At 37.4% G+C, this 18826-nt stretch carries 20 protein-coding genes; 11 read left to right on the plus strand and 9 right to left on the minus strand.

Translation table 11 applies throughout. The features are described 5' to 3' along the window. Positions 1-76 precede the first annotated feature (76 nt). The 3 genes from E3U55_RS06505 to E3U55_RS06515 form a co-directional block, all read right to left on the minus strand. The gene (locus tag E3U55_RS06505; protein WP_134339621.1) at positions 77-271 is read right to left on the minus strand and encodes a hypothetical protein; all 195 of its coding nucleotides are present in this window, start codon (positions 269-271) and stop codon (positions 77-79) included. Positions 272-338: 67 nt separating this feature from the next. Then, positions 339-1898 carry a ribosomal protection-like ABC-F family protein gene (gene abc-f / locus E3U55_RS06510; protein ID WP_407644099.1) on the minus strand — a complete coding sequence of 520 codons (1560 nt, stop codon included), beginning with the start codon at positions 1896-1898 and terminating at the stop codon, positions 339-341. Positions 1899-2214: 316 nt separating this feature from the next. Then, complete coding sequence (locus E3U55_RS06515) at positions 2215-2709, minus strand: hypothetical protein (RefSeq protein ID WP_134339623.1); 495 nt, start codon at positions 2707-2709, stop codon at positions 2215-2217. A 266-nt stretch (positions 2710-2975) separates the two neighbouring features. Here E3U55_RS06515 and E3U55_RS06520 point away from each other — a divergent pair, with 266 nt between their 5' ends. From E3U55_RS06520 to hepT, 4 genes are all read left to right on the plus strand, one after another. After that, the gene (locus tag E3U55_RS06520) at positions 2976-3518 is read left to right on the plus strand and encodes a GNAT family N-acetyltransferase (RefSeq protein WP_134339624.1); all 543 of its coding nucleotides are present in this window, start codon (positions 2976-2978) and stop codon (positions 3516-3518) included. A gap of 138 nt (positions 3519-3656) precedes the next feature. After that, positions 3657-4214, plus strand: coding sequence for a GNAT family N-acetyltransferase (locus E3U55_RS06525; protein WP_134339625.1), 558 nt, complete (start codon positions 3657-3659; stop codon positions 4212-4214). Positions 4215-4269: 55 nt separating this feature from the next. After that, on the plus strand, positions 4270-4674 hold the full coding sequence (gene mntA, locus E3U55_RS06530) for a type VII toxin-antitoxin system MntA family adenylyltransferase antitoxin (RefSeq protein ID WP_228547488.1): 405 nt from the start codon (positions 4270-4272) through the stop codon (positions 4672-4674). After that, positions 4664-5077, plus strand: a complete 414-nt coding sequence (gene hepT, locus E3U55_RS06535; protein ID WP_134339626.1) for a type VII toxin-antitoxin system HepT family RNase toxin — start codon at positions 4664-4666, stop codon at positions 5075-5077. Before mntA ends, hepT begins: the two co-directional genes overlap by 11 nt. 32 nt (positions 5078-5109) lie before the next feature. On the opposite strand, the gene E3U55_RS06540 is transcribed toward hepT, so the two are convergent. From E3U55_RS06540 to E3U55_RS06560, 5 genes are all read right to left on the minus strand, one after another. Beyond that, the gene (locus tag E3U55_RS06540) at positions 5110-6654 is read right to left on the minus strand and encodes a plasmid pRiA4b ORF-3 family protein (RefSeq protein ID WP_194840834.1); all 1545 of its coding nucleotides are present in this window, start codon (positions 6652-6654) and stop codon (positions 5110-5112) included. A 100-nt stretch (positions 6655-6754) separates the two neighbouring features. Further along, complete coding sequence (locus E3U55_RS06545) at positions 6755-7033, minus strand: hypothetical protein (RefSeq protein ID WP_228547489.1); 279 nt, start codon at positions 7031-7033, stop codon at positions 6755-6757. Further along, entirely contained in the window at positions 6999-7520 is a 522-nt protein-coding gene (locus E3U55_RS06550; RefSeq protein ID WP_134339629.1) for a YcxB family protein, read from the minus strand. Before E3U55_RS06550 ends, E3U55_RS06545 begins: the two co-directional genes overlap by 35 nt. A gap of 84 nt (positions 7521-7604) precedes the next feature. After that, a complete protein-coding gene (locus tag E3U55_RS06555; RefSeq protein ID WP_407644100.1) occupies positions 7605-9584 on the minus strand; it encodes a TRAP transporter permease in 1980 nt (659 codons plus the stop codon). Between the two features lie 62 nt (positions 9585-9646). Then, positions 9647-10651, minus strand: coding sequence for a TAXI family TRAP transporter solute-binding subunit (locus E3U55_RS06560; protein WP_228547490.1), 1005 nt, complete (start codon positions 10649-10651; stop codon positions 9647-9649). A 316-nt stretch (positions 10652-10967) separates the two neighbouring features. On the opposite strand from E3U55_RS06560, the gene E3U55_RS06565 reads away from it, so the two are divergent. The 7 genes from E3U55_RS06565 (at position 10968) to E3U55_RS17805 (ending at position 17607) form a co-directional block, all read left to right on the plus strand. Then, positions 10968-12134, plus strand: coding sequence for an exonuclease SbcCD subunit D (locus E3U55_RS06565; RefSeq protein WP_134339632.1), 1167 nt, complete (start codon positions 10968-10970; stop codon positions 12132-12134). A gap of 12 nt (positions 12135-12146) precedes the next feature. Beyond that, positions 12147-15239 carry an AAA family ATPase gene (locus tag E3U55_RS06570; RefSeq protein WP_134339633.1) on the plus strand — a complete coding sequence of 1031 codons (3093 nt, stop codon included), beginning with the start codon at positions 12147-12149 and terminating at the stop codon, positions 15237-15239. 348 nt (positions 15240-15587) lie between these two features. Continuing rightward, entirely contained in the window at positions 15588-16151 is a 564-nt protein-coding gene (locus tag E3U55_RS06575) for a nucleotidyltransferase family protein (protein ID WP_134339634.1), read from the plus strand. Between the two features lie 27 nt (positions 16152-16178). Beyond that, complete coding sequence (locus E3U55_RS06580; RefSeq protein WP_134339635.1) at positions 16179-16652, plus strand: DUF2691 family protein; 474 nt, start codon at positions 16179-16181, stop codon at positions 16650-16652. Between the two features lie 25 nt (positions 16653-16677). Next, on the plus strand, positions 16678-16959 hold the full coding sequence (locus tag E3U55_RS06585) for a hypothetical protein (RefSeq protein WP_134339636.1): 282 nt from the start codon (positions 16678-16680) through the stop codon (positions 16957-16959). Between the two features lie 21 nt (positions 16960-16980). Continuing rightward, positions 16981-17466, plus strand: a complete 486-nt coding sequence (locus tag E3U55_RS06590) for a GNAT family N-acetyltransferase (RefSeq protein WP_134339637.1) — start codon at positions 16981-16983, stop codon at positions 17464-17466. Between the two features lie 15 nt (positions 17467-17481). Continuing rightward, a complete protein-coding gene (locus tag E3U55_RS17805) occupies positions 17482-17607 on the plus strand; it encodes a hypothetical protein (RefSeq protein ID WP_267195381.1) in 126 nt (41 codons plus the stop codon). Positions 17608-17767: 160 nt separating this feature from the next. Here E3U55_RS17805 and E3U55_RS06595 read toward each other — a convergent pair whose 3' ends face one another. Continuing rightward, positions 17768-18400, minus strand: a complete 633-nt coding sequence (locus tag E3U55_RS06595; RefSeq protein WP_134339638.1) for a hypothetical protein — start codon at positions 18398-18400, stop codon at positions 17768-17770. Positions 18401-18826 lie beyond the last annotated feature (426 nt).

Raw genomic sequence — 18826 nt, forward strand, 5'->3', positions numbered from 1 at the left:
AGCATCCGGAATTTTCTGGTCCAAGTACTGGACGCGTGGATGGAAAATACCCCCCCTCATGAACGAGGGGGAAACGTTATTTGACGCTGCTTTTTAGGCTTCTAAATGCATTCCAGATTAGGACGGCACCAAATATAACTGCTGCTACAAGACCAATAACATATAATAGTGTATCGAGGAATTGTGCTAATCCTTCCAATAAATCTGATCTTACTGGAATAAACATAAATGCAAAACCGGCAACGAACCCATACATTAATCGACTGTCCATGAAGCATCCCCTTTCAAAAGCTAGTCCTTAACATATTATTCAGGGCTTGGATTAAATAGTATTAAAATTATGATTCTAGGTCTTTTTTCTTTTGTACCAGTCGTTCAAATTCTTCCTCGAGTTCATCGCTGGTTCCAAAGCCCATTCTGCTTAACACCTCGGTGATTTGTGTTTCAACTTTTAACAGTTCTTCATTTGAATCAGCTTTCTTTAATGTTTGCCAGAAATCCTGTTCAGAGCCTTGGTGGACATGTAGATTGCCCTCATGCAAGATCATTAGTTTATCGGCCACCTTCTCCACAAAGCGACGGTCGTGTGATACAAAGAGTACAGTTCCTGGGTACTCAACAAGTAATTGTTCAAGAGCTTCTAATGCTGCGATGTCGAGAAAGTTAGTGGGTTCATCCAGAACAAGTACATTCACATCACTCACAAAAATTTTAGCCAATGCGACTTTAACACGCTCGCCTCCACTTAAGACAGCTACATTTTTAAACACGTCATCTCGGAAAAAGCCTAACCGAGCGAGTACTGTTCGGATGAGTGTTTCGTCCTGGGATGATTTTTCTTTCACATTTCGTAAAATAGACTTTTCTGTATCTAAATGTTCCAGTTGTTGACTGAAGTAACCAAACTTGGCTTGTGGGGAGCGCTGAATGTGTTCGTCATTTGTCATGAGTTCACGGATTAGCGTAGTTTTACCACTCCCATTTGGGCCAATAATCCCAATTTTTTCACCATTACCAACCATAAAAGTGGAAGGTTTCCAAAGGTGTTTAGGCCCCACGTGACCTGGTAACTGCTCGGCACGAATTAAATGCTTATTGGCAGCGGTTAAGGGTGCTGCCAAATCCATTTTGATAGGCGGAAGCTCTTTTATTTTCTCAACTTTGTCGAGTTGTTCAATTCGGGACTCGATTGCTTTAGCGCCTTGATAGAGCTTTTTTTGCTTTTTTGCATAATAAGGGGCAGAACCTGTGATTTTTGCTTCAGATTTAGAAACTTTCTTAGGTATAGTTGTCGCGCGGTTAGCCTTTTGTTCCTTTAGTTGTAAAGCATTTTCAAGCTGCTTTTTCTTCTTAACATACTTCTCGTATTGTTTTTCATGATGAAGAAGTTGTTCTTGTTTCTGGGCCTCATAATCTGAGTAATTGCCTGAATATTCTTTAATTTTCTCTTCATCAATTTCCCAGATTTTCGTGCAGAGGATGTCAAGGAAAGCTCGATCATGCGAAACGACTAGGAAAGGTTTATTCAGTTGTTGTAACTTCTGTTCTAGTTTTTCTATGTGTTGTTGATCTAAATGGGTCGTAGGTTCATCCAGCAATAATAAATCCTTATCTTGGGAAAAAATACGTTGAATCCACTCTTGCGTGATTTCGCCACCACTTAAGGTATCTTTCTGTGGTTTTAACTGAGGAAGGTAGGCAGTCGTTCCATAGCTAGACACTACACCTTCAGTGGGCTGAGTTTCATTCGCAATCATTTTCATCAATGTAGATTTACCAGATCCATTCAGACCTATTAAACCTATTTGATCTTCTTTATGAATAGATAAATCCTCTATATTCAATAATGTTCGTTCAGCTAATTCATATTTGATATTGGTTAATCGACAAATCATCAAATCACTCCTATCATAGTTTGGATAGGAATAAAAAACTCCTATCCTTTAAATAAGAGGATAGGAGGGCAAAAAGATACTCCTATCCTACAGGTAGATGAAAGCATGACAACTAAGCCCTTATAAAAGGGTCTAATTTACTGGCTTCATCTGTTTAGTAGAATAAGAGTATTAAATCATTGACCTACAGTTCACTTCTTTCTTTTGAATTTAAGTCAAAAAATAAAAATTAGGGTTTTCGAGTTGAGTTAAGTGTACAATAAATCTTTTTTTGTTCAAAACGGTTTGCAGATGGAAATGTTATCAGTCTCGGGTCGGATTAACTATAACCACCTTCAGCTTTTGGCAGTTGTTTATATTCATCTTTGGATCTAACCAGTTGCCAGATCTCTTGTCGTAAATCATACAGTTTTCTAGCATCATCTGTTAACTCGCAGTAACTTTCAGTCCACTCATGTGTAATGGTTTCTCCTTTTATAGTGATTTTCCAAGAATCATCTGTGTGTGGTTCCTGGCCGCAATTAGTGTCAGGGATTAAATCCTTTTCTTCCATAATGTTGATTTCTCTCATTTTTTTATAAATATCTTGCATCTCTTCATCAGTCAACGTTAAGTCAGCAGTAGCCGTCCCATTAGCAATCAAATCCTTAGTGATGGTGTCAGTGTAAGTATTGACTTGGTTTTTACTACTAACTCCGAATTTGACCGAAAAATTGAAGTCCTCAGGCATTGCTTCTGGCATTGAGTTTCCAGATGCAGTCCCACAAGCCGTTAAGACGACAGTAATAAGAATGATCATCCATAACTTTTTCATTGCTATTCCCCCCAGTCAAATATATAGACGTTTAAAATTGTAAGAAGTTTCTATTAATGAAAGGAAAACGGTAATGAATATAGAAATGGGTTAGGAGGTTGTATTTTAGAGAAGAGAATATAGTTTTCTATGAGAATAGACATTGGTTCTATGAGGAGATTTAGCAAATCTATGGGAAAAAGAGTGCTTTCTATGAGAAAAAATAATAGTCCTATAAGAAAATAGAGCCACTCTACGAGATGATATAAGAAAAAACGCTATGAGGAATGATTGAATTGTTATATAAAAAGGGAAAGTTATTGGTAAGAAAAACTGAAAATAAAGATCAGCAATGGTTGGCTAAATGGCTATCCGACCCAGATGTTTTACAATATTATGAGGGGCGTGACAATCCATTTGATTTGGAGAAGGTCAAAGAAGAGTTCTACGATTCTGAAGGTATCGCAAAGGGTTGTATCGTTGAATACGAAGGTCAGCCTATAGGGTATATCCAATTCTATGAAGTCGAAGGAAAGTATCTTGAAAAGTATGGTTATGACCAGTCGGAGAAGACGTTTGGAATCGATCAATTTATCGGCGAAGTTGATTATCAAGGTCAGGGGATTGGTACCTGGCTTGTTTCGTCTATGACCGAGTTTTTGATTCAGGAAAAAGAAGCGAATCGAGTCGTAATGGATCCGCAAACTTGGAATGAGCGTGCACTTAAATGCTATGAAAAATGTGGTTATGAAAAAGTAAAGCTATTACCGAAGCACGAGTGGCATGAAGGTGAATACAGGGACTGTTGGTTAATTGAGTTTAAACGATGAATGTTTTTGAGAACTAAGCAATAGGTATACATATATACCTAAAGGTGGGGATTCTATTGAAATTTGCAGTAGCATTTTTAATAGCCGTAGTCATAATTATAGTTGTTTTTGAAAATAGAAAATAAGAAGAGGTAGAAGATGGACATATCAAATCTAGTTATTGAAACAGAACGCTTAATATTACGCCCTTATATAGAAGAGGATTATGAAAAGTGGTATGAAAGTTATGATCAGCGAAAACCATCACAATATAAGTATGATGAAGGCCGACCTAAAGATCTATCAGGAAGTACCCGGTCATGGTTTGTAAAATGGATAAAAGGTTTTGAAGAATCGGCTAAACAAGATAAGATGTACATTCTTGCGATATTTAGAAAAAATGATGGTGCCAATCTAGGAAAAGTAGAGTTAGTTACCATTTTGAGAATGGATTATCAATGGGCGATGATGGGTTATTCGCTTCATAATCAATTTTGGGGTCAAGGTTACGGGACTGAGAGCGTTATAGCAGGAAGAGATGCATTCTTCAAGCATCTGGATTTCCACCGTATTGAATTACACATTAATCCAGATAATCAACCGTCTTTGAAACTCGCTGAACGGGCAGGCTTTCAATTTGAATGCAAACGTATAGACTTTTCATTAGAAAATGACGAGTGGGTGGATTATCTGATTTTTTATAAGAATAGGGATTAAATTGTGGCAATATGGTAAAACATTAATTAGTATATAGTTAAAAGGTTGTGGTGGCATGGACAATAAATTGCTAGACGTTGCTATAAAATATTTAAAAGATAAAATCAACCCGGAGTATATAATATTATTTGGCTCCCAAAAAGAAGGGCTTACACACCCTAAAAGCGATATAGACTTGGCTTATTATTCAATTATGAAGATAACACCTTATGAGTTATTTTTGATTGCCCAAGAATTAGCTGATTTAATTGGCTATGATGTTGATCTTATAGATCTTTCTGAAGCCACTACGGTAATGAAAGCTCAAATATTTTACACAGGAGAAGTTATTTTCTGTAATAATGAAAAGGTTCGACAAGAACACCATATGTACTCGTATCGTATGTATGCAAAATTAAACGAAGAACGTGAAGTGATTTTAGACCGCATTAAAGAAAGTGGGTCTGTATATGGAGAATGATGTAATTTTAAATAAAATTAGTATTATTGAACGCTGTATAAATAGAATTAACGATGTATATGATAACAATCCTGCTAATTTATCTGATTACACAAAACAAGATTCAATAATATTAAATATTCAAAGAGCCTGTGAAGCAGCAATTGTTTTAGCAATGCATATCTCAGCAGAAAACAAATTTGGGTTACCACAACAAAGTAGAGATGCCTTTTCTTATTTAAATGAACAAGGAATAATAGATGATACTGTAACACGTAGCCTAAAAGCTATGGTAGGATTTCGAAATATTGCAGTACATGATTATCAAAAACTAAATCTAGAAATATTAAAACAAATTATTGAAAAACATTTAGACGATTTCATTAAGTATAAAAAACAAATACTACAAAATAAAAATGACTAAAGACGTTTATTGATCTTTAGTCATTTTTCAACTTAGAATGGCAGGTTGTTTAACATGCCTTGTTTAAGTTCATCGATGTTTGGGAGTGTTTCTTTCACATTACTTTGAATATTCAATTGCTCCAGTAAAGGTGAGAGGTGCCGATAGGCTTCTTGTTGCAATACGACATTATTCGGAATAGCGTTTATATTTTCAACGAGTTTTAAAAATGTATATTGTATTTGCTCAGTGAATGGTCCCGGTTCTAGCATATCGTGGAAAATGACCATGCCGTTACTCGAATCCGCTGCAACAAACATTCTTGGATAAAAAGGTCTTTCTTCTGGTTTGTTCTGGACCGGTTCATTGAGCTGAAAACTATCAAATTCCAAAGAAATATTTGCTTTTTGAAATTGTTTTTGAACACCTTTGATATCTAAGTCTTTGACAACTAACGGAACCTCGTAATTTAATAGTTCTCCCCAATCAATCTTCAATACTGCATCGTTATACTCTTCACTGTTATTAAGTGTTCTTGCAAAAAATTCCCCGTTTGTGGAATCGGGTAATTCAAAAGGCATCGTATTGATTCGTTTTATGACTTTAATTACTTCTTCTAAAGCGATCGATAAAATATAAGAGCTTTCTTTGCTTAGAGTCCATGGGTAATAGCCGGGCACATAAGTTCTAAATAGTGGCCACTGCTTCTTACCTCTATAAGACAAACCTAAGCTTTTAATAATTTCATAGTCTTCAGGTTCAAGTTCTTCTCGGTCAGATAATGAAAGTTGAATCGCACTTTGACTTCTGGCAAATTCATCTATCGAATCTATTTGATCGTTTAATAGTGTGTATAAATTTTTTAATCCAACTTGACCAATGTAAGCAACTAATCCAAATTCTTCTCCATTTCGTCCTAAAATCGAACAAAAAGCATAATCATCAAGCTCGGGAATGTATACAGCTATGATTTGATCGTCATATAATCTTTTCCAAGGTTTGAGTTTATTAAAGTCATCTGCTAATTTAAATAATCTTAACCACTCTTCATTTGGAATTTCCTGGCCAGAGTTAGAAGCTGGTCGCTTGAGTGGTTCTAGCGCTTCATCCACTTCTCGGGCAATGGCTTTATGGTCAAATTCGGTTTCTTCAGCTTGATCTTTCAGCCACCAAATTTTGTGTACCTCACCAGGACCATCCCTGCGTGCTTTGATACATTGTGGATACAAGGCATCAGGATCAGGGTTTAGAACGGATTCAAGCCTTATTTCCAGTTCCCAGTCTTCACCAAAATCATAGGAATAGTTAGACTTGTCTTTAACTTCAATAAAATGGTCTTCTAAAATCTCTTCAGCAGGTGAAAGGGTCTTTTTAAATGGAAGTTGAAACTCTTCAAGTGTGTTTTCAATATAGTAGAAATTAGACCCATAAACAGGTTCTTCTCTAAATTCAAACGAATGAAGGTGTTCATTCTCCCAATCGAATGCCAACTGTATGATGTCATGTAGTTCAGCAAAAGTAGATTGACTATCTACTAAAATCCTTCTCCAAACAGGTGGCTTACTATCTTTAATCGTCATTTTAAATTGATAGATCATTGAACCATCCTTTGTAATCATTTCTTTATTTAATAGTTTATATTATCAATAATAGTATGTACAAAAAAAACAAGGGTGCAATTTGGCAAGCCCTTGTTTCTTAACTTGTCATCTGTTCTTGGAAAATTTCATCAAGCTGAGCGTCGATGTTACGGATCAGCCTTAGCTCTTCTTGTTTATCCATATCTCTATAGTGGTGCGCGTCTCCAGGTTGCTTATCACGTTCGTCTGCCAAATGTACAACTTCTTGTAATGGACTTCTCACGAATGAGCCTTGTGGTAATGCTGATTCTGTATGGAATAAGACAGCATGCGCAATTTCTTTTGCTGCTTGTTTATCTTCATCATGATTGGGCAGTGAGTTGTGTTCGTTCTTCAACTTCATGTTTAAATTGTTTTATCTCTTCATCAGTTTCGAAAAAGTGTTTTGGAATAATCAATGCTTTATTTTTAGATACATAGAGTTGAAATAGTTGAGGGTGTTCTTTAAATTTAATGAAATGTTTCCACTCAAACAATGTCTTCGAGTTTCTAATTTTTTGTTCAATTCCTTTTGGTCCTATACTTAAAGTCATTTCTTCTTGAATGAGTTGATCACTTTTATATTCTCGTTTAGCAACAAACCTATTAGTGATAAGAAGCATAAACGTGGATATCCCACCAATGACAGATCCTAATATTAGGGCAATGATCACCACGATAGGAAGAGATCCTGTCACTGTACCCGTTGCCAGTAATACAATTGCAAATGTGATCATTACAAACAAAAAGTAACCAAGCACGAGTTTCTTTTTATGGTGTTTATTATGTATTTGATAATCTTCTAGAGAAATTGTTCCTGTTATGTTTAAACGTCTTTTGCTCAATATGTTCACTCCCTGAATAAAATTCTAGCAGATTTTAATAGAATTCAAAAGAAAAACTCGCCAATAAGATGGCGAGTTTGTATATTAAGCTTGTGCGGCTGCTACCCCGTCATGATCCTGGTCTTTGTGTTTTCTGCGTGATCTTTGAAGCAGCCAAACACCAACGATTAAAACAAGACCAACGATGTTTGTGATCGTTTCTGGAATAATCATCATCATACCGCCTGCGAAAAGAATAAACCTTTCCCAAACTTTTGAAGCGGCTGAGAAATGCCCAATTAACGAACTGCTTATCGCAATCATTCCAATTAAGGCCGTTGCTATAGCCATGCCTAAAGCAAGTGGTTCAACATCAACCCAAAGTAAGATAGGTTGAGTCACGAATATATATGGAATGATAAAGGCAGCGATGGCGAGCTTAACGGCAGTCGTTCCGGACCTAAACGGATTGGCATTGGCTATACCTGCGCCTGCATAGGCTGCTAAACATACAGGTGGTGTAATATCTGCAACAATACCAAAGTAGAAAACAAACATGTGAACTGCGATTGGCTCAAGTCCAAAGTTGTTGATTAATGCTGGAGCTGCAACTGTTGCTGTTACAACATAGTTCGCTGTTGTTGGAAGCCCCATACCTAAAACGATACATGCTAACATCGTGAAGATTAATGCTAGTGGTAAGATACCGTTAGATAACGCAATAATCGCATCCGCAAACTTGTTACCCAGCCCAGTCATACTAACGACACCAGCGATAATACCTGCAGTTGCTACCGCAGCAATTACCGGTAGGGCAACCCGCGCCCCTTCTTCAAGGACTTTAATCGTTTGTTTAATTGACATACGTGTTTCTTTGCGAATTAAACTAACTAAAAATGCTGAGAAAATACCCATTAATGCTGCACGTTGTGGTGTAAACCCAACAACGATTGTCCCAACAATAATCACAAGAGGTAATAATAAGTACCCTTGCTTTTTCATTAGTTTTCTAAAGCTTGGCACTTGATCTTTAGGTAGACCTAAAATGCCCAGTTTCTTTGCTTCAAAGTGTGTACCAATTAAAATTCCAGTAAAATACAGAATGGCTGGGATTAATGCTGCTAACATAATGGTAGAAAAACTAACGCCAATATACTCCATCATGATAAAAGCGGCTGCACCCATTAGTGGTGGCATAATTTGACCACCAGTTGAGGCAGATGCTTCGGTCGCAGCTGCGAATTCCGGTTTGAAACCTGCTCGTTTCATCATTGGAATCGTGAAAGAACCTGAAGCCACCGTGTTACCAACTGAACTTCCAGATACCATACCTTGTAATGCACTGGCAGAAACTGCTGCTTTAGCTGTTCCACCTGTATATCTTCCAGTTAGCGCAAAAGCTAAATCATTGAAAAACTTACCGATATTCGTATGAATCAGCATGACCCCAAAGAATAAGAAGAGGAAGATAAATTTGGCAGAAATTTTAATGGGTGTACCGAACACACCGCTGTCTTCAAACCAAAGCTGATTCATAATACGGTCCAAGTCAAAACCTGGGTGAGATAACACTTGAGTTGGGATAACATTACCATAAAGTGTGTAAAGAATTGCAGCACCGGCCACAATTACGATTGGTAAACCAACTGCTCGTCTAGTCGCTTCAAGTAGCAACAAGACTCCAAGTACAGAAACTAAAAAGTCGAATTCCGTATAACCTTGAATCCTGGCATCTCTTAAAGCGTCATAGAAAAATATTTTGTGATAAGCCACATATATAGATACAAACGCTAGAATTACATCATACCAAGGGATTCCTTTTTGTATTTTGTGTAATCCTTTTTTTGCGGGAAATAATAGAAAAATAAGTCCCAGTGCAGTACCTAAGTGAATGGCGCCTTGTTTTTGAGTCTGAATAACACCAAAATATCCAGTATATAAGTGGAAAATGGTTAAAGAGATGCCTAGAAAAGCGACAATCCAGGCCCATTTTCCAATATTCGTACGTTGGTTACTTTCACGGTCATATTTTTCCCTGATTTCATCCGCGTCTACTTGATTGTGTTGTTCTTGCTGCATAGACATCCCGCCTTTCGAGAAAATTAGAAGAGATAACGTCAAACGGCGTTATCTCTTCGTCAGTGTTATTAATCTTGTAAATCTTCGAAACTTTCAATTCCAGTTTCTTCTCGAGTTACGATTTGTATAACCTCAGGGTAGATATGACCAATGAACGCTACGTTTTCAATAGCTCCACCGTCAAATTCACCTTCACCATTAACCGCATCTTGTGCTGGAACGTGAACCGTCATACCTAAGTCCATTTCACCGTCACGCATAGATGCTAAGTTATCTAGTGAAGCACCTGTTTCAGTAGATGTTACGTTTAGACCATCAATGTTGTTCTTCCAAACGTTTGCCATCTCACCACCTAGTGGATAGTAAGTACCGCCTGAGCTACCTGTACCTAAGATTAGGTCCATGCTGTTAGCGTCATCGCCTAGCTCTGCGATTGGGTTATCAAATTCTAATCCTTGTTCTTTATAGTATTTTGCTGCACCTGGGTGGATTGGAAGTCCTTCAGAACCTCTTAAAGCGTTATCAAGAATCATTTGCTTACCTTGAGCGTGAGTGATTTCACTTGAGTTTTCAACCATTGCTTTTGCTAGTTGATATCCTAATTCTTCACTGATCGTATTAGTGTTACCCATTAGGATTGCATAAGCAGTTACAGTTTGAACGTCCTCTTCTAGGAAATCGTAAGAGTCTGCTGGAATCGTGAAACGCATATAACCTGTCTTCTCTTCAATATCTCCAATAACGTCATCAGAGATTGATAGGAATTTAACATCACCTACAGATGCCTGTAAGTTGTTGATACTACTTGCTGGTAAGCCTAATACACCAGAAGAAATATCAATGTTTCCATCTTGAAGTAAATCAGCTGCGTCGCCGAAACCTTCTTCGTACACTTCGTAATGTTCGCCTGCTTCAAGTCCATAAGCACCTAAAATTTCAGTCGTTACTGTGTTTGTCGCACTACCAGCTGGACCAATTGCTACTTTAGCTTTGTCTCCAGCTCCCCCACTACAAGCTGCTAGTACTAGAGTTGATACTAATAAAACTGCTAAAAATCCAAACAACTTCTTCACAAAAATTCCCCCCATAATATAATAGATTTTTTGATGTTAACGCTTCCATACGCAGTATTCCTAGTATATTATTCTAGTAACTGAAATGAATATTGTCAAGTTAACTAGCTCTCTGAAAAGGCATTACAGCGATGATTAACCGCTTTCATAACATGTCTTAATCCAAGTGCTATCATTTTATTCCAATAATTAATTTAATATTATAAAAAAATATATTTCCATAAATTTCAAGTTAACTTTTGTGGCTATAATTTACCAAAATCAAGATCATCACATGTTAAAATAATAGTAGTTTACTAGAAAGGGATGAAAATCGATGAAAATTTTCCACACAGCTGATTGGCATTTAGGGAAGCTTGTTCAAGGCGTTTATATGACAGAGGATCAAAAGCATGTCCTTAGCCAATTTGTTGAAGATGTTCGTAATGAAAAACCAGATGTGGTTGTCATCGCAGGTGATTTGTATGACCGTGCAGTACCACCAACCGATGCAGTAAATTTACTAGATGATATCCTTCGAGAAATTATTATAGATTTAAAGGTTCCAGTGGTGTCGATTGCAGGTAACCATGACAGCCCAGGGCGTCTGAACTTTGGCTCTAAAATCATGCGTGATCAAGGTCTACATATCGTTGGCCAGTTAGGTAAAGAGCTAGTGCCCGTGGTTTTATCAGATGAACACGGTGAGGTCCATTTTCATTTAATCCCTTATGTCGATCCAAGTGTCGTTCGTTATATATTTGAAGACGATGACATTCGAAGTCATGATGATGCATCCCGTCGAATTATCGAAGAACTCTCATCAAAAATGGACTCGAATGCACGTCATATCCTAGTCGGTCACCAATTTGTTACGCCATTCGGTGAGCCTGAAGACAATACCAGTGACTCCGAACGTCCGTTATCCATCGGGGGTGCAGAGCATGTCGATGCCAAACATTTTGAAAAGTTTCATTATACAGCCCTTGGCCATTTGCACCAGGCACACCATGTGGGAAATGAAACGATTCGTTATGCCGGCTCACCACTTAAGTATTCAATTTCAGAAGAGAACCATAAAAAGGGTTATTTAGTGGTAGACCTAGCTGAAGATGGCTCAACATCTGTGGAAAAACGTGAGCTTATCCCACGTCGTGATATGCGAACCATTGAAGCAACTATGGACGAGCTCTTGAAGCATGATATGAGCGAAGATTACGTATTTGTTAGATTACTTGATGAAACACCTGTCTTATATCCGATGGAAAAAATTCGATCTGTTTATCCGAACGCGATGCACGTTGAACGAAAACTAATCGTGAGCCCAACTGAAGATTCGGACGGAACTGAAAAAGTTGAACGCCATAAGTTGAGTGATTTTGAATTATTCCAAGCATTTTATGAAGAAGTTAAAGGCGAGGCCGCGGCTAATGAAACAGAAGACATTTTTAAAGAAGTATTAGATGATGTATTAAACCAAAAACGCGAGGCAGTGACGAAATAAGGAGGGAAAACGATGAAACCGATAAAACTAACGATGACCGCCTTTGGCCCATATAAAGATCAAGAAATCGTAAATTTTTCAGAGCTTGAAGAAAATCGTCTGTTTGTGATTTCCGGTAAAACCGGAGCCGGCAAAACAACGATTTTTGATGGCATCTGCTTTGCCTTATACGGATCAGCGAGCGGGGAAGACCGCCAGGATTATAAAATGCTACGCAGTGACTTTGCGAATGATGAAGTACATACAAGTGTTGAGCTGGTTTTTGAATTACACGGTAAAACCTACCGAATCTTACGTCAGCTCGGTCATGTTAAACAAGGAAATAAAACCGCAACCGGTGAGAAATATGAATTCTTCCAATTAGAAGAGACTGGCGAAGTTCCTTGTGTTGACCGCCAAATGGTCTCTGAAATTAACCAGCGTGTAGAAGAACTTGTAGGCTTAACTAAGGATCAGTTTTCCCAAATCGTCATGCTTCCTCAAGGAGAATTTCGTAAACTCCTTACTTCCAAGACGGAAAATAAAGAAGAAATCCTGCGTCGTATATTCCAAACCTATCCTTACCAGGAAATCACCGACCGCCTTAAGGAGAAGAAGAAAGAAGCAGAAGACGAATTTGAGCGCATTAAACAGATGCGTGACCACTACGTTTCAGAGATTCGTTCAAAACTACCCGAACGCGAGGAATCACAACTTTTTCAGGTGCTGCAACAAGATCACTTCAATATGAACCAGCTTGTTATTGGTCTTGAAGGCGAAGCCAAGTTTTATAAAGAACAAGTCGAAGTTAAGCAGAAAGAAAAAGGTCAAGCTTCCGAACACGTTCAAAAGATGCAGGACCAATACCAAAAAGCTAAAGCCTTAAATGAAAAATTCGAGGAATTAGCACAATACGAAAAGAAACGTTCTGAACTGCAAACGAAAGAACCCTCAATTAAAGAACAACAGGTTTTATTAGAAAAAAGTGAGCGCGCCAGCCAGATTGAGGTGCATGAATCCCATGTGAAAGAATTGCGCCAGGATGAAGCTCAGAAAAGACTAGCGAAAGCAGATGCAGAGCAGGCTCTAAAGACTGCAAACGAGACATTAGAACAGGCTGAATCCCACTTCAAAACCGAAGAAGAACGAAAAAGTGAAAGAGAAGCAATTTCTAAACAGGTTGAGAATTTAAAAGACCTTCGCCCAAAAGTGGAAGAGTTAAATTCTAAGAAAAAATTTGTCGATGAAGCGGCAGCCGCCATGAAGCAAAATGCCACTCAATATAAGTCTATTGAAACTCATTTAACTGAAACACAACAAGAAAAAGAGAAACTTGAGAAACAGATTAATGAAGGAACAGAAGCCGTCGATCAACTACCTAAAAAACAAGAAGAATTACAACTACTACGAGAAAAATGCCGTGAGATTCAAAGTTATATTAAATTAACGGGTGAACATGGTGAACTTAGTCAACAGTTAAGAGCGAACGAACAAGCTTATAAAGAAGCAAAGCAATTCTTTGAACAAAAGGAACAAGCATGGGTTCATGGACAGGCAGGAATCTTAGCTGAACATCTTAATGATGGTGAACCTTGCCCTGTTTGTGGTAGTGTTGACCATTCGAATAAGGCTGAAATTGCTATTGAAACACCTTCAAAAGAAGAACTTGATCATGCGAAAGCAATATATGATAAAAAGTACCAAGCGTATACCGAAGTGGTTGCCAAGTACAAAGCGAAGAATGACCAACTGGAAGAAAAGAAAGAAGTCATAAAAGAGTACGACATCTCATTCGAAAATATCAATCAAACATTTGATTGGTTAGTCGAAAAGGGTAAAACGCTTAAAAAAGAAGTTGAACAGCTTAACCACACTTCAGAAAATCTAAAAGCGTATCGACAACGTTCTGAGCAACTAAACGACGAAATTAAAAAAGTTGAAACGAATAAAGAAAATTTAAGAAAACAATATGAAGAACAAAAGCTTGAATACGAAAAAGCTAAGGTCACTTATGACGGGCTTCTTGATTCTGTGCCAGAAAACGTTCGTGAACTAAGTGTCCTTGAAGCAAAAATAAAAGAAACAGAAGCTAAAAAACTGGAGTTAGAACAGGCTTGGGAGAAAGCCCAACAGCAGCTGAATACGGCACGTGAGCAGGTTGCGAAGGCTACCACTCATAATCAGAATGGTGGTCTTTCGCTACAAGAGGCAAAGGCTAAACTTGAGAAGGCGGAGCAAGTCTTCCAGCAAGCACTGACTGACGGCGCTTTTTCCAATGAAGAAGAGTATCGAAACGCGAAACGAACGGAAGAAGAGCGTAAAGCGTTGAAAGATGCGATTGAGTCGTTTAACCAGCAGTTAGCGACAGTTAATGCACGGCTTGGCGAGCTTCGTGAGCAGTTAACGGATCAGGAAAAAGTCGAGTTAGGCGCATATGAGTTAAAGCTCAAAGAAGCGCAGGATCAGTATGAATCAGTGTTACAAGCATATAATGCCACGGTTCAAAGTCAAAAAGATGTGGCTGATTTGAAGGTGCGAATCGTTGAAGCGAGTGAGCAAGTTGATGCACAGGAGAAATCGCTTAATCGCATTGCTGATTTGTATGATGTGGTTCGTGGTCAAAATGATCGTAAAATCTCATTCGAGCGGTATTTACAAATCGAATATTTAGATCAGATTGTTGATGCGGCAAATGCTCGGTTGAAGCGCTTATCGAATGGGCAGTTCTATTTGAAGCGCAGTGATCGCCAGGAAGCACGCGGTCGTCAAAGTGGTCTGGGACTTGATGTGTATGATGTTTACACAGGTCAGGATCGCGATGTGAAAACGATGTCTGGAGGCGAAAAGTTTAACGCTTCATTATGTCTCGCACTCGGGATGTCTGATGTCATCCAAAGCTTTAAAGGTGGTGTGTCGATTGAGACAATGTTTATCGATGAAGGGTTCGGATCTCTTGATGATGAGTCATTGAATAAGGCCATCGATACGTTGATTGACCTGCAGAAATCCGGACGCATGATTGGTGTGATTTCGCACGTGCAGGAACTGAAATCAGCCATACCAGCAATACTTGAAGTCAATAAATCTCGTGACGGCTACAGTGAAACGCAGTTTGTATTAAAATAATGTAGATAAGCTCCAACCTTATTGTGGGTTGGGGTTTTTTTTGGGAAAAAGTCCGAAAGTAGTGAATGAAAGCCCGGAAAACTACTGTTTTTAAGTGTTTTCGACAAGGTTCGACCATGGAAATCACTAAGATATGTCCGGAAACGCTGAAAAGAAGTCCGGAAAGCCTAAAATATTGACCGGTTCAACTTTGTGATGAAGGTGTTGTCATTTCGTGAATGGTTTATTAGGTTATTTTTTTAGATGTTCATTACTTTACTTATAAAATATGGTAACATTTAGTTAATTATCAGAATTATGAGAAGGAATAAACATCATATTAAATCGTTTATTTACATAGAAAGTAGGGTGGAAACAATAAACAATCAAACTGTAGCATTAGTCGCTAATCATTTAAACAAAACTAATTCAAAATGGGCAGTAGGTGGATCTCTCCTATTAAAGCAACGCGACATCATTAATCAAGTGAATGATATGGATATTATTGTTCATAGAGATGGGGTTAATCAAATATTAGGAGAGTTGGTCAAATTAGGCGAAGAGCGTGTTGTTACCCCACTAGATCCCTATGCAACAACTTATTATTATGAGTTTAATATATTGGATCTATCGATGGATGTGATGGGGGAGTTTAAAATTAGACATGAAGATGGGGTTTACGTCCTTCCATTCGAAGAACAACAAATTGAATTTTACGATGTAGAAGGTGTAGATGTGCCGTTTTGTACATTAGAGAGCTGGTACATACTCTATCAATTAATACCGGGTAGAGAAAAGAAGGTTGCCATGATTGAGAATTACTTTAAATTAAATGGTGTCAAACATCCAAGCATTTTGGAGAATGCCATAAATAATGCTTTGCCTAAAAGGGTTATTGAGCGGATACAGCCTTTAATAGAAAAAGTCGTATAAGAAATAATCTAAGAAAGGTTAGATTGTATGAAAGCTCTTAGTTTCCAAATCCCAAATGAGTATGGAAATTATCTCGGGGAAATCTTAAAACCTATCAATATGAGCAAGTATAACTGGTGGTTCGATGATGTTGAGTCTTATTTAAAAAAGACTGAGAATAAATTCGCATTACCGGAAGATATAGTGCCTCTTTTTACAGAAGAAATCAACCATATGAACAGCTCGAATTTACAATCATACTTTGAAGACAATACTTACTATTTAATATTCGCAGATATTAAAGCTTTTCCAGAAGGTTCTGAAATAAAAATGATTAAGACTTTTGGTGAGTTTATGGAGAGTGATTGTGAACTGTCCATGCTAATCATTGATCAGCAGTATGTAGAAATTTTTTGTAAACAAGAGGAAATGCTTCAACAGTTATATCAAAATGCGGTTGAACATAATTTTGAAAATGTTAGATACATTAATGTAGAAAACGATACGATGTTAAGTGTTTGAGGATAAAAAATAAGGAGGAGTATTAATGGATTATCGTAACCATCAAGACTACCTGATAAACGAACAACAAAAAAATCGGGGGTTCAAAAGTGATCATAATTACACTGATGATGAAGTTGTATCTTTGGGAGCTTGGATTTTAATACTGATCCTAACTGCAATACCAATTGTAAATATTATTACAGTATTAGTATTAGCTTTTGGCCATGATAATGAAAACCTTAATAATTATGGGAAGGCGGCATTAATCCTAATGGTTCTGGGGCTATTTTTAGCCATGTTAACAGGTGGTTGCAGTATGTACTAATGTTGTACGGAGGGAAATTAAATGACCAATAAAATCACCATTAGAAAAGCTATTCAAAATGACATTCCATATATACAAAAAGTGGCAAAAGAAACCTGGCACAATACATATGACGGTTTAATTCCAAGAGAGATTCAAGATGAGTTTATTAGTCGTGCCTATTCAGATGAGACGATGAAAGCAAAAGTAGAGCACTCCATTTTGTTTGTTGCAGAACTAAAAGGGGAGATTGTTGGTTATTCTAATTTTTTTACAGATGGAGAACGCGCTGATTTAGGTGCAATTTATATTTTGCCTCACGCGCAAGGTAAGGGTGTTGGCACGATGCTGCTTGATGCCGGCATAAAAGAATTGAAACAGTTCGATAGAATTTTTGTCGAAGTGGAGAAGGGGAACACGGTTGGAGAACAATTTTATGAAGCTAAGGGCTTTGAATTAATTGAAGAATATGATGAGGATTTCTTTGGATATATGTTAAAAACTAAGCGGATGGCACTAAACATTTAAGGGTGGTAGATTTGGATGACCAAGGAAAGAATTGTATATATAAGCTTAGTTTTAGCTGCTCTACCGTTATTTTTACCTGGTCATTATGCGGATGAAGGAATTAGTAGATATGAATATGCTTTCCTTTTCCATATACGTTAATTTATACTCTGGAACCCAATAATGTATGGCTGGGCTATAACCTATTTTCAGATGAAATCAATTTTTCAGTAATGTCTTTCTTGCAATAATCGCAGGGGTTTTAGTAGATATATTTTATTTATTATATAAGAGATTATAGGAGTTCGTATATAACAAACTCCTATTTTTTTATGTACGCTCCTAAATTAAATCCTTTAGGAAGAGGCTTCCCCTCGACCAGATATTGATAATCATTTTCTAAGTAATAGATTGCCTCACTTAATTGATCGTAAAATATTGGGACAATATCCAGTTCTTCAAAAGCGTAAACCTCAATATCATTAGCACCACATTTAAATGCTTCATTGATTCGGTGATTACCATTAATACAATAAAACTGATTATCTGTAAGTACTTGGCTTTTTACTATCATAACAGGATTCTTATGGTTGGGATTAATTTTGCTTGGATCTGTATTAACATTACCTTGATCGACGGCGTGAATAATATCGCCAGGGTTAAATATCGTTGGAGTCATTTGTTTTTCTTTAATTAACATTGTTGCTCCATCAATATCTAAGGCATATTCAAAAATACCAGAAGGGAAATCGCCATATAATGAAAAAGTTTCTTTACCGACTGGATGATTTACGGGGTACTTTTCATTCAACAATTCTTCAAGTTTATGTTCCCACCCTAAAGCTATTTTTGCCCCGATATCAGATGAGTTAGCGATTTCTTTAATTCGTGTTTTGACATGAACCTCTGGTCTGAAATGAAATGATTCTTGCTCATAATATGGGATTCTGCTCACAGTAAAACCTCGTTTCTTTTTTATAGATTACCAAGAAAAAAGCTACCCGCATAGAGCGGATAGCGAATTGTAGTTATTTATTATAATATTTTGAAAATTTATATTAAACGAAAGGTGAAGGCGACCTTCAGCCTTTCGTGTATGATGTCATAAAATTGAGTAGTGTTAAGATTTTATTTTTGTTTCTTGTTGAATTTTTGTTCTCTGATGTATTGATCGCGCATGTCTTTGATGCGAGTTGTTGTTGAGCTAATATCAAACATTAAAATCCCTCCTATGGCTAAAATTTCCTTAAGCCAAACGTTATTATAGTACCGAGATTGAATCTTGGCTTCAGACTTAAGTCTGATTTTTGGACTTTCTTGGAAATCTTTTCACATTTTGTTCAAGAAAGAGTATCGGGGAGCCAATACTCTTTCCCTAAGC

Source organism: Filobacillus milosensis (assembly GCF_004402015.1).
In the GTDB taxonomy this organism is placed as follows: Bacteria; Bacillota; Bacilli; order Bacillales; family Alkalibacillaceae; genus Filobacillus; species Filobacillus milosensis.

Bases quoted from the DNA above. Each gene is read 5' to 3' on its own strand.
- E3U55_RS06570 (WP_134339633.1), top strand. From the start codon at position 12,147: ATGAAACCGATAAAACTAACGATGACCGCCTTTGGCCCATATAAAGAT.
- E3U55_RS17805 (WP_267195381.1), top strand. From the start codon at position 17,482: ATGACCAAGGAAAGAATTGTATATATAAGCTTAGTTTTAGCTGCTCTA.
- E3U55_RS06585 (WP_134339636.1), top strand. From the start codon at position 16,678: ATGGATTATCGTAACCATCAAGACTACCTGATAAACGAACAACAAAAA.
- E3U55_RS06520 (WP_134339624.1), top strand. From the start codon at position 2,976: ATGATTGAATTGTTATATAAAAAGGGAAAGTTATTGGTAAGAAAAACT.
- E3U55_RS06590 (WP_134339637.1), top strand. From the start codon at position 16,981: ATGACCAATAAAATCACCATTAGAAAAGCTATTCAAAATGACATTCCA.
- E3U55_RS06580 (WP_134339635.1), top strand. From the start codon at position 16,179: ATGAAAGCTCTTAGTTTCCAAATCCCAAATGAGTATGGAAATTATCTC.
- E3U55_RS06525 (WP_134339625.1), top strand. From the start codon at position 3,657: ATGGACATATCAAATCTAGTTATTGAAACAGAACGCTTAATATTACGC.
- E3U55_RS06505 (WP_134339621.1), bottom strand. From the start codon at position 271: ATGGACAGTCGATTAATGTATGGGTTCGTTGCCGGTTTTGCATTTATG.
- E3U55_RS06555 (WP_407644100.1), bottom strand. From the start codon at position 9,584: ATGTCTATGCAGCAAGAACAACACAATCAAGTAGACGCGGATGAAATC.
- E3U55_RS06540 (WP_194840834.1), bottom strand. From the start codon at position 6,654: ATGATCTATCAATTTAAAATGACGATTAAAGATAGTAAGCCACCTGTT.
- hepT (WP_134339626.1), top strand. From the start codon at position 4,664: ATGGAGAATGATGTAATTTTAAATAAAATTAGTATTATTGAACGCTGT.
- mntA (WP_228547488.1), top strand. From the start codon at position 4,270: ATGGACAATAAATTGCTAGACGTTGCTATAAAATATTTAAAAGATAAA.
- E3U55_RS06515 (WP_134339623.1), bottom strand. From the start codon at position 2,709: ATGAAAAAGTTATGGATGATCATTCTTATTACTGTCGTCTTAACGGCT.
- E3U55_RS06565 (WP_134339632.1), top strand. From the start codon at position 10,968: ATGAAAATTTTCCACACAGCTGATTGGCATTTAGGGAAGCTTGTTCAA.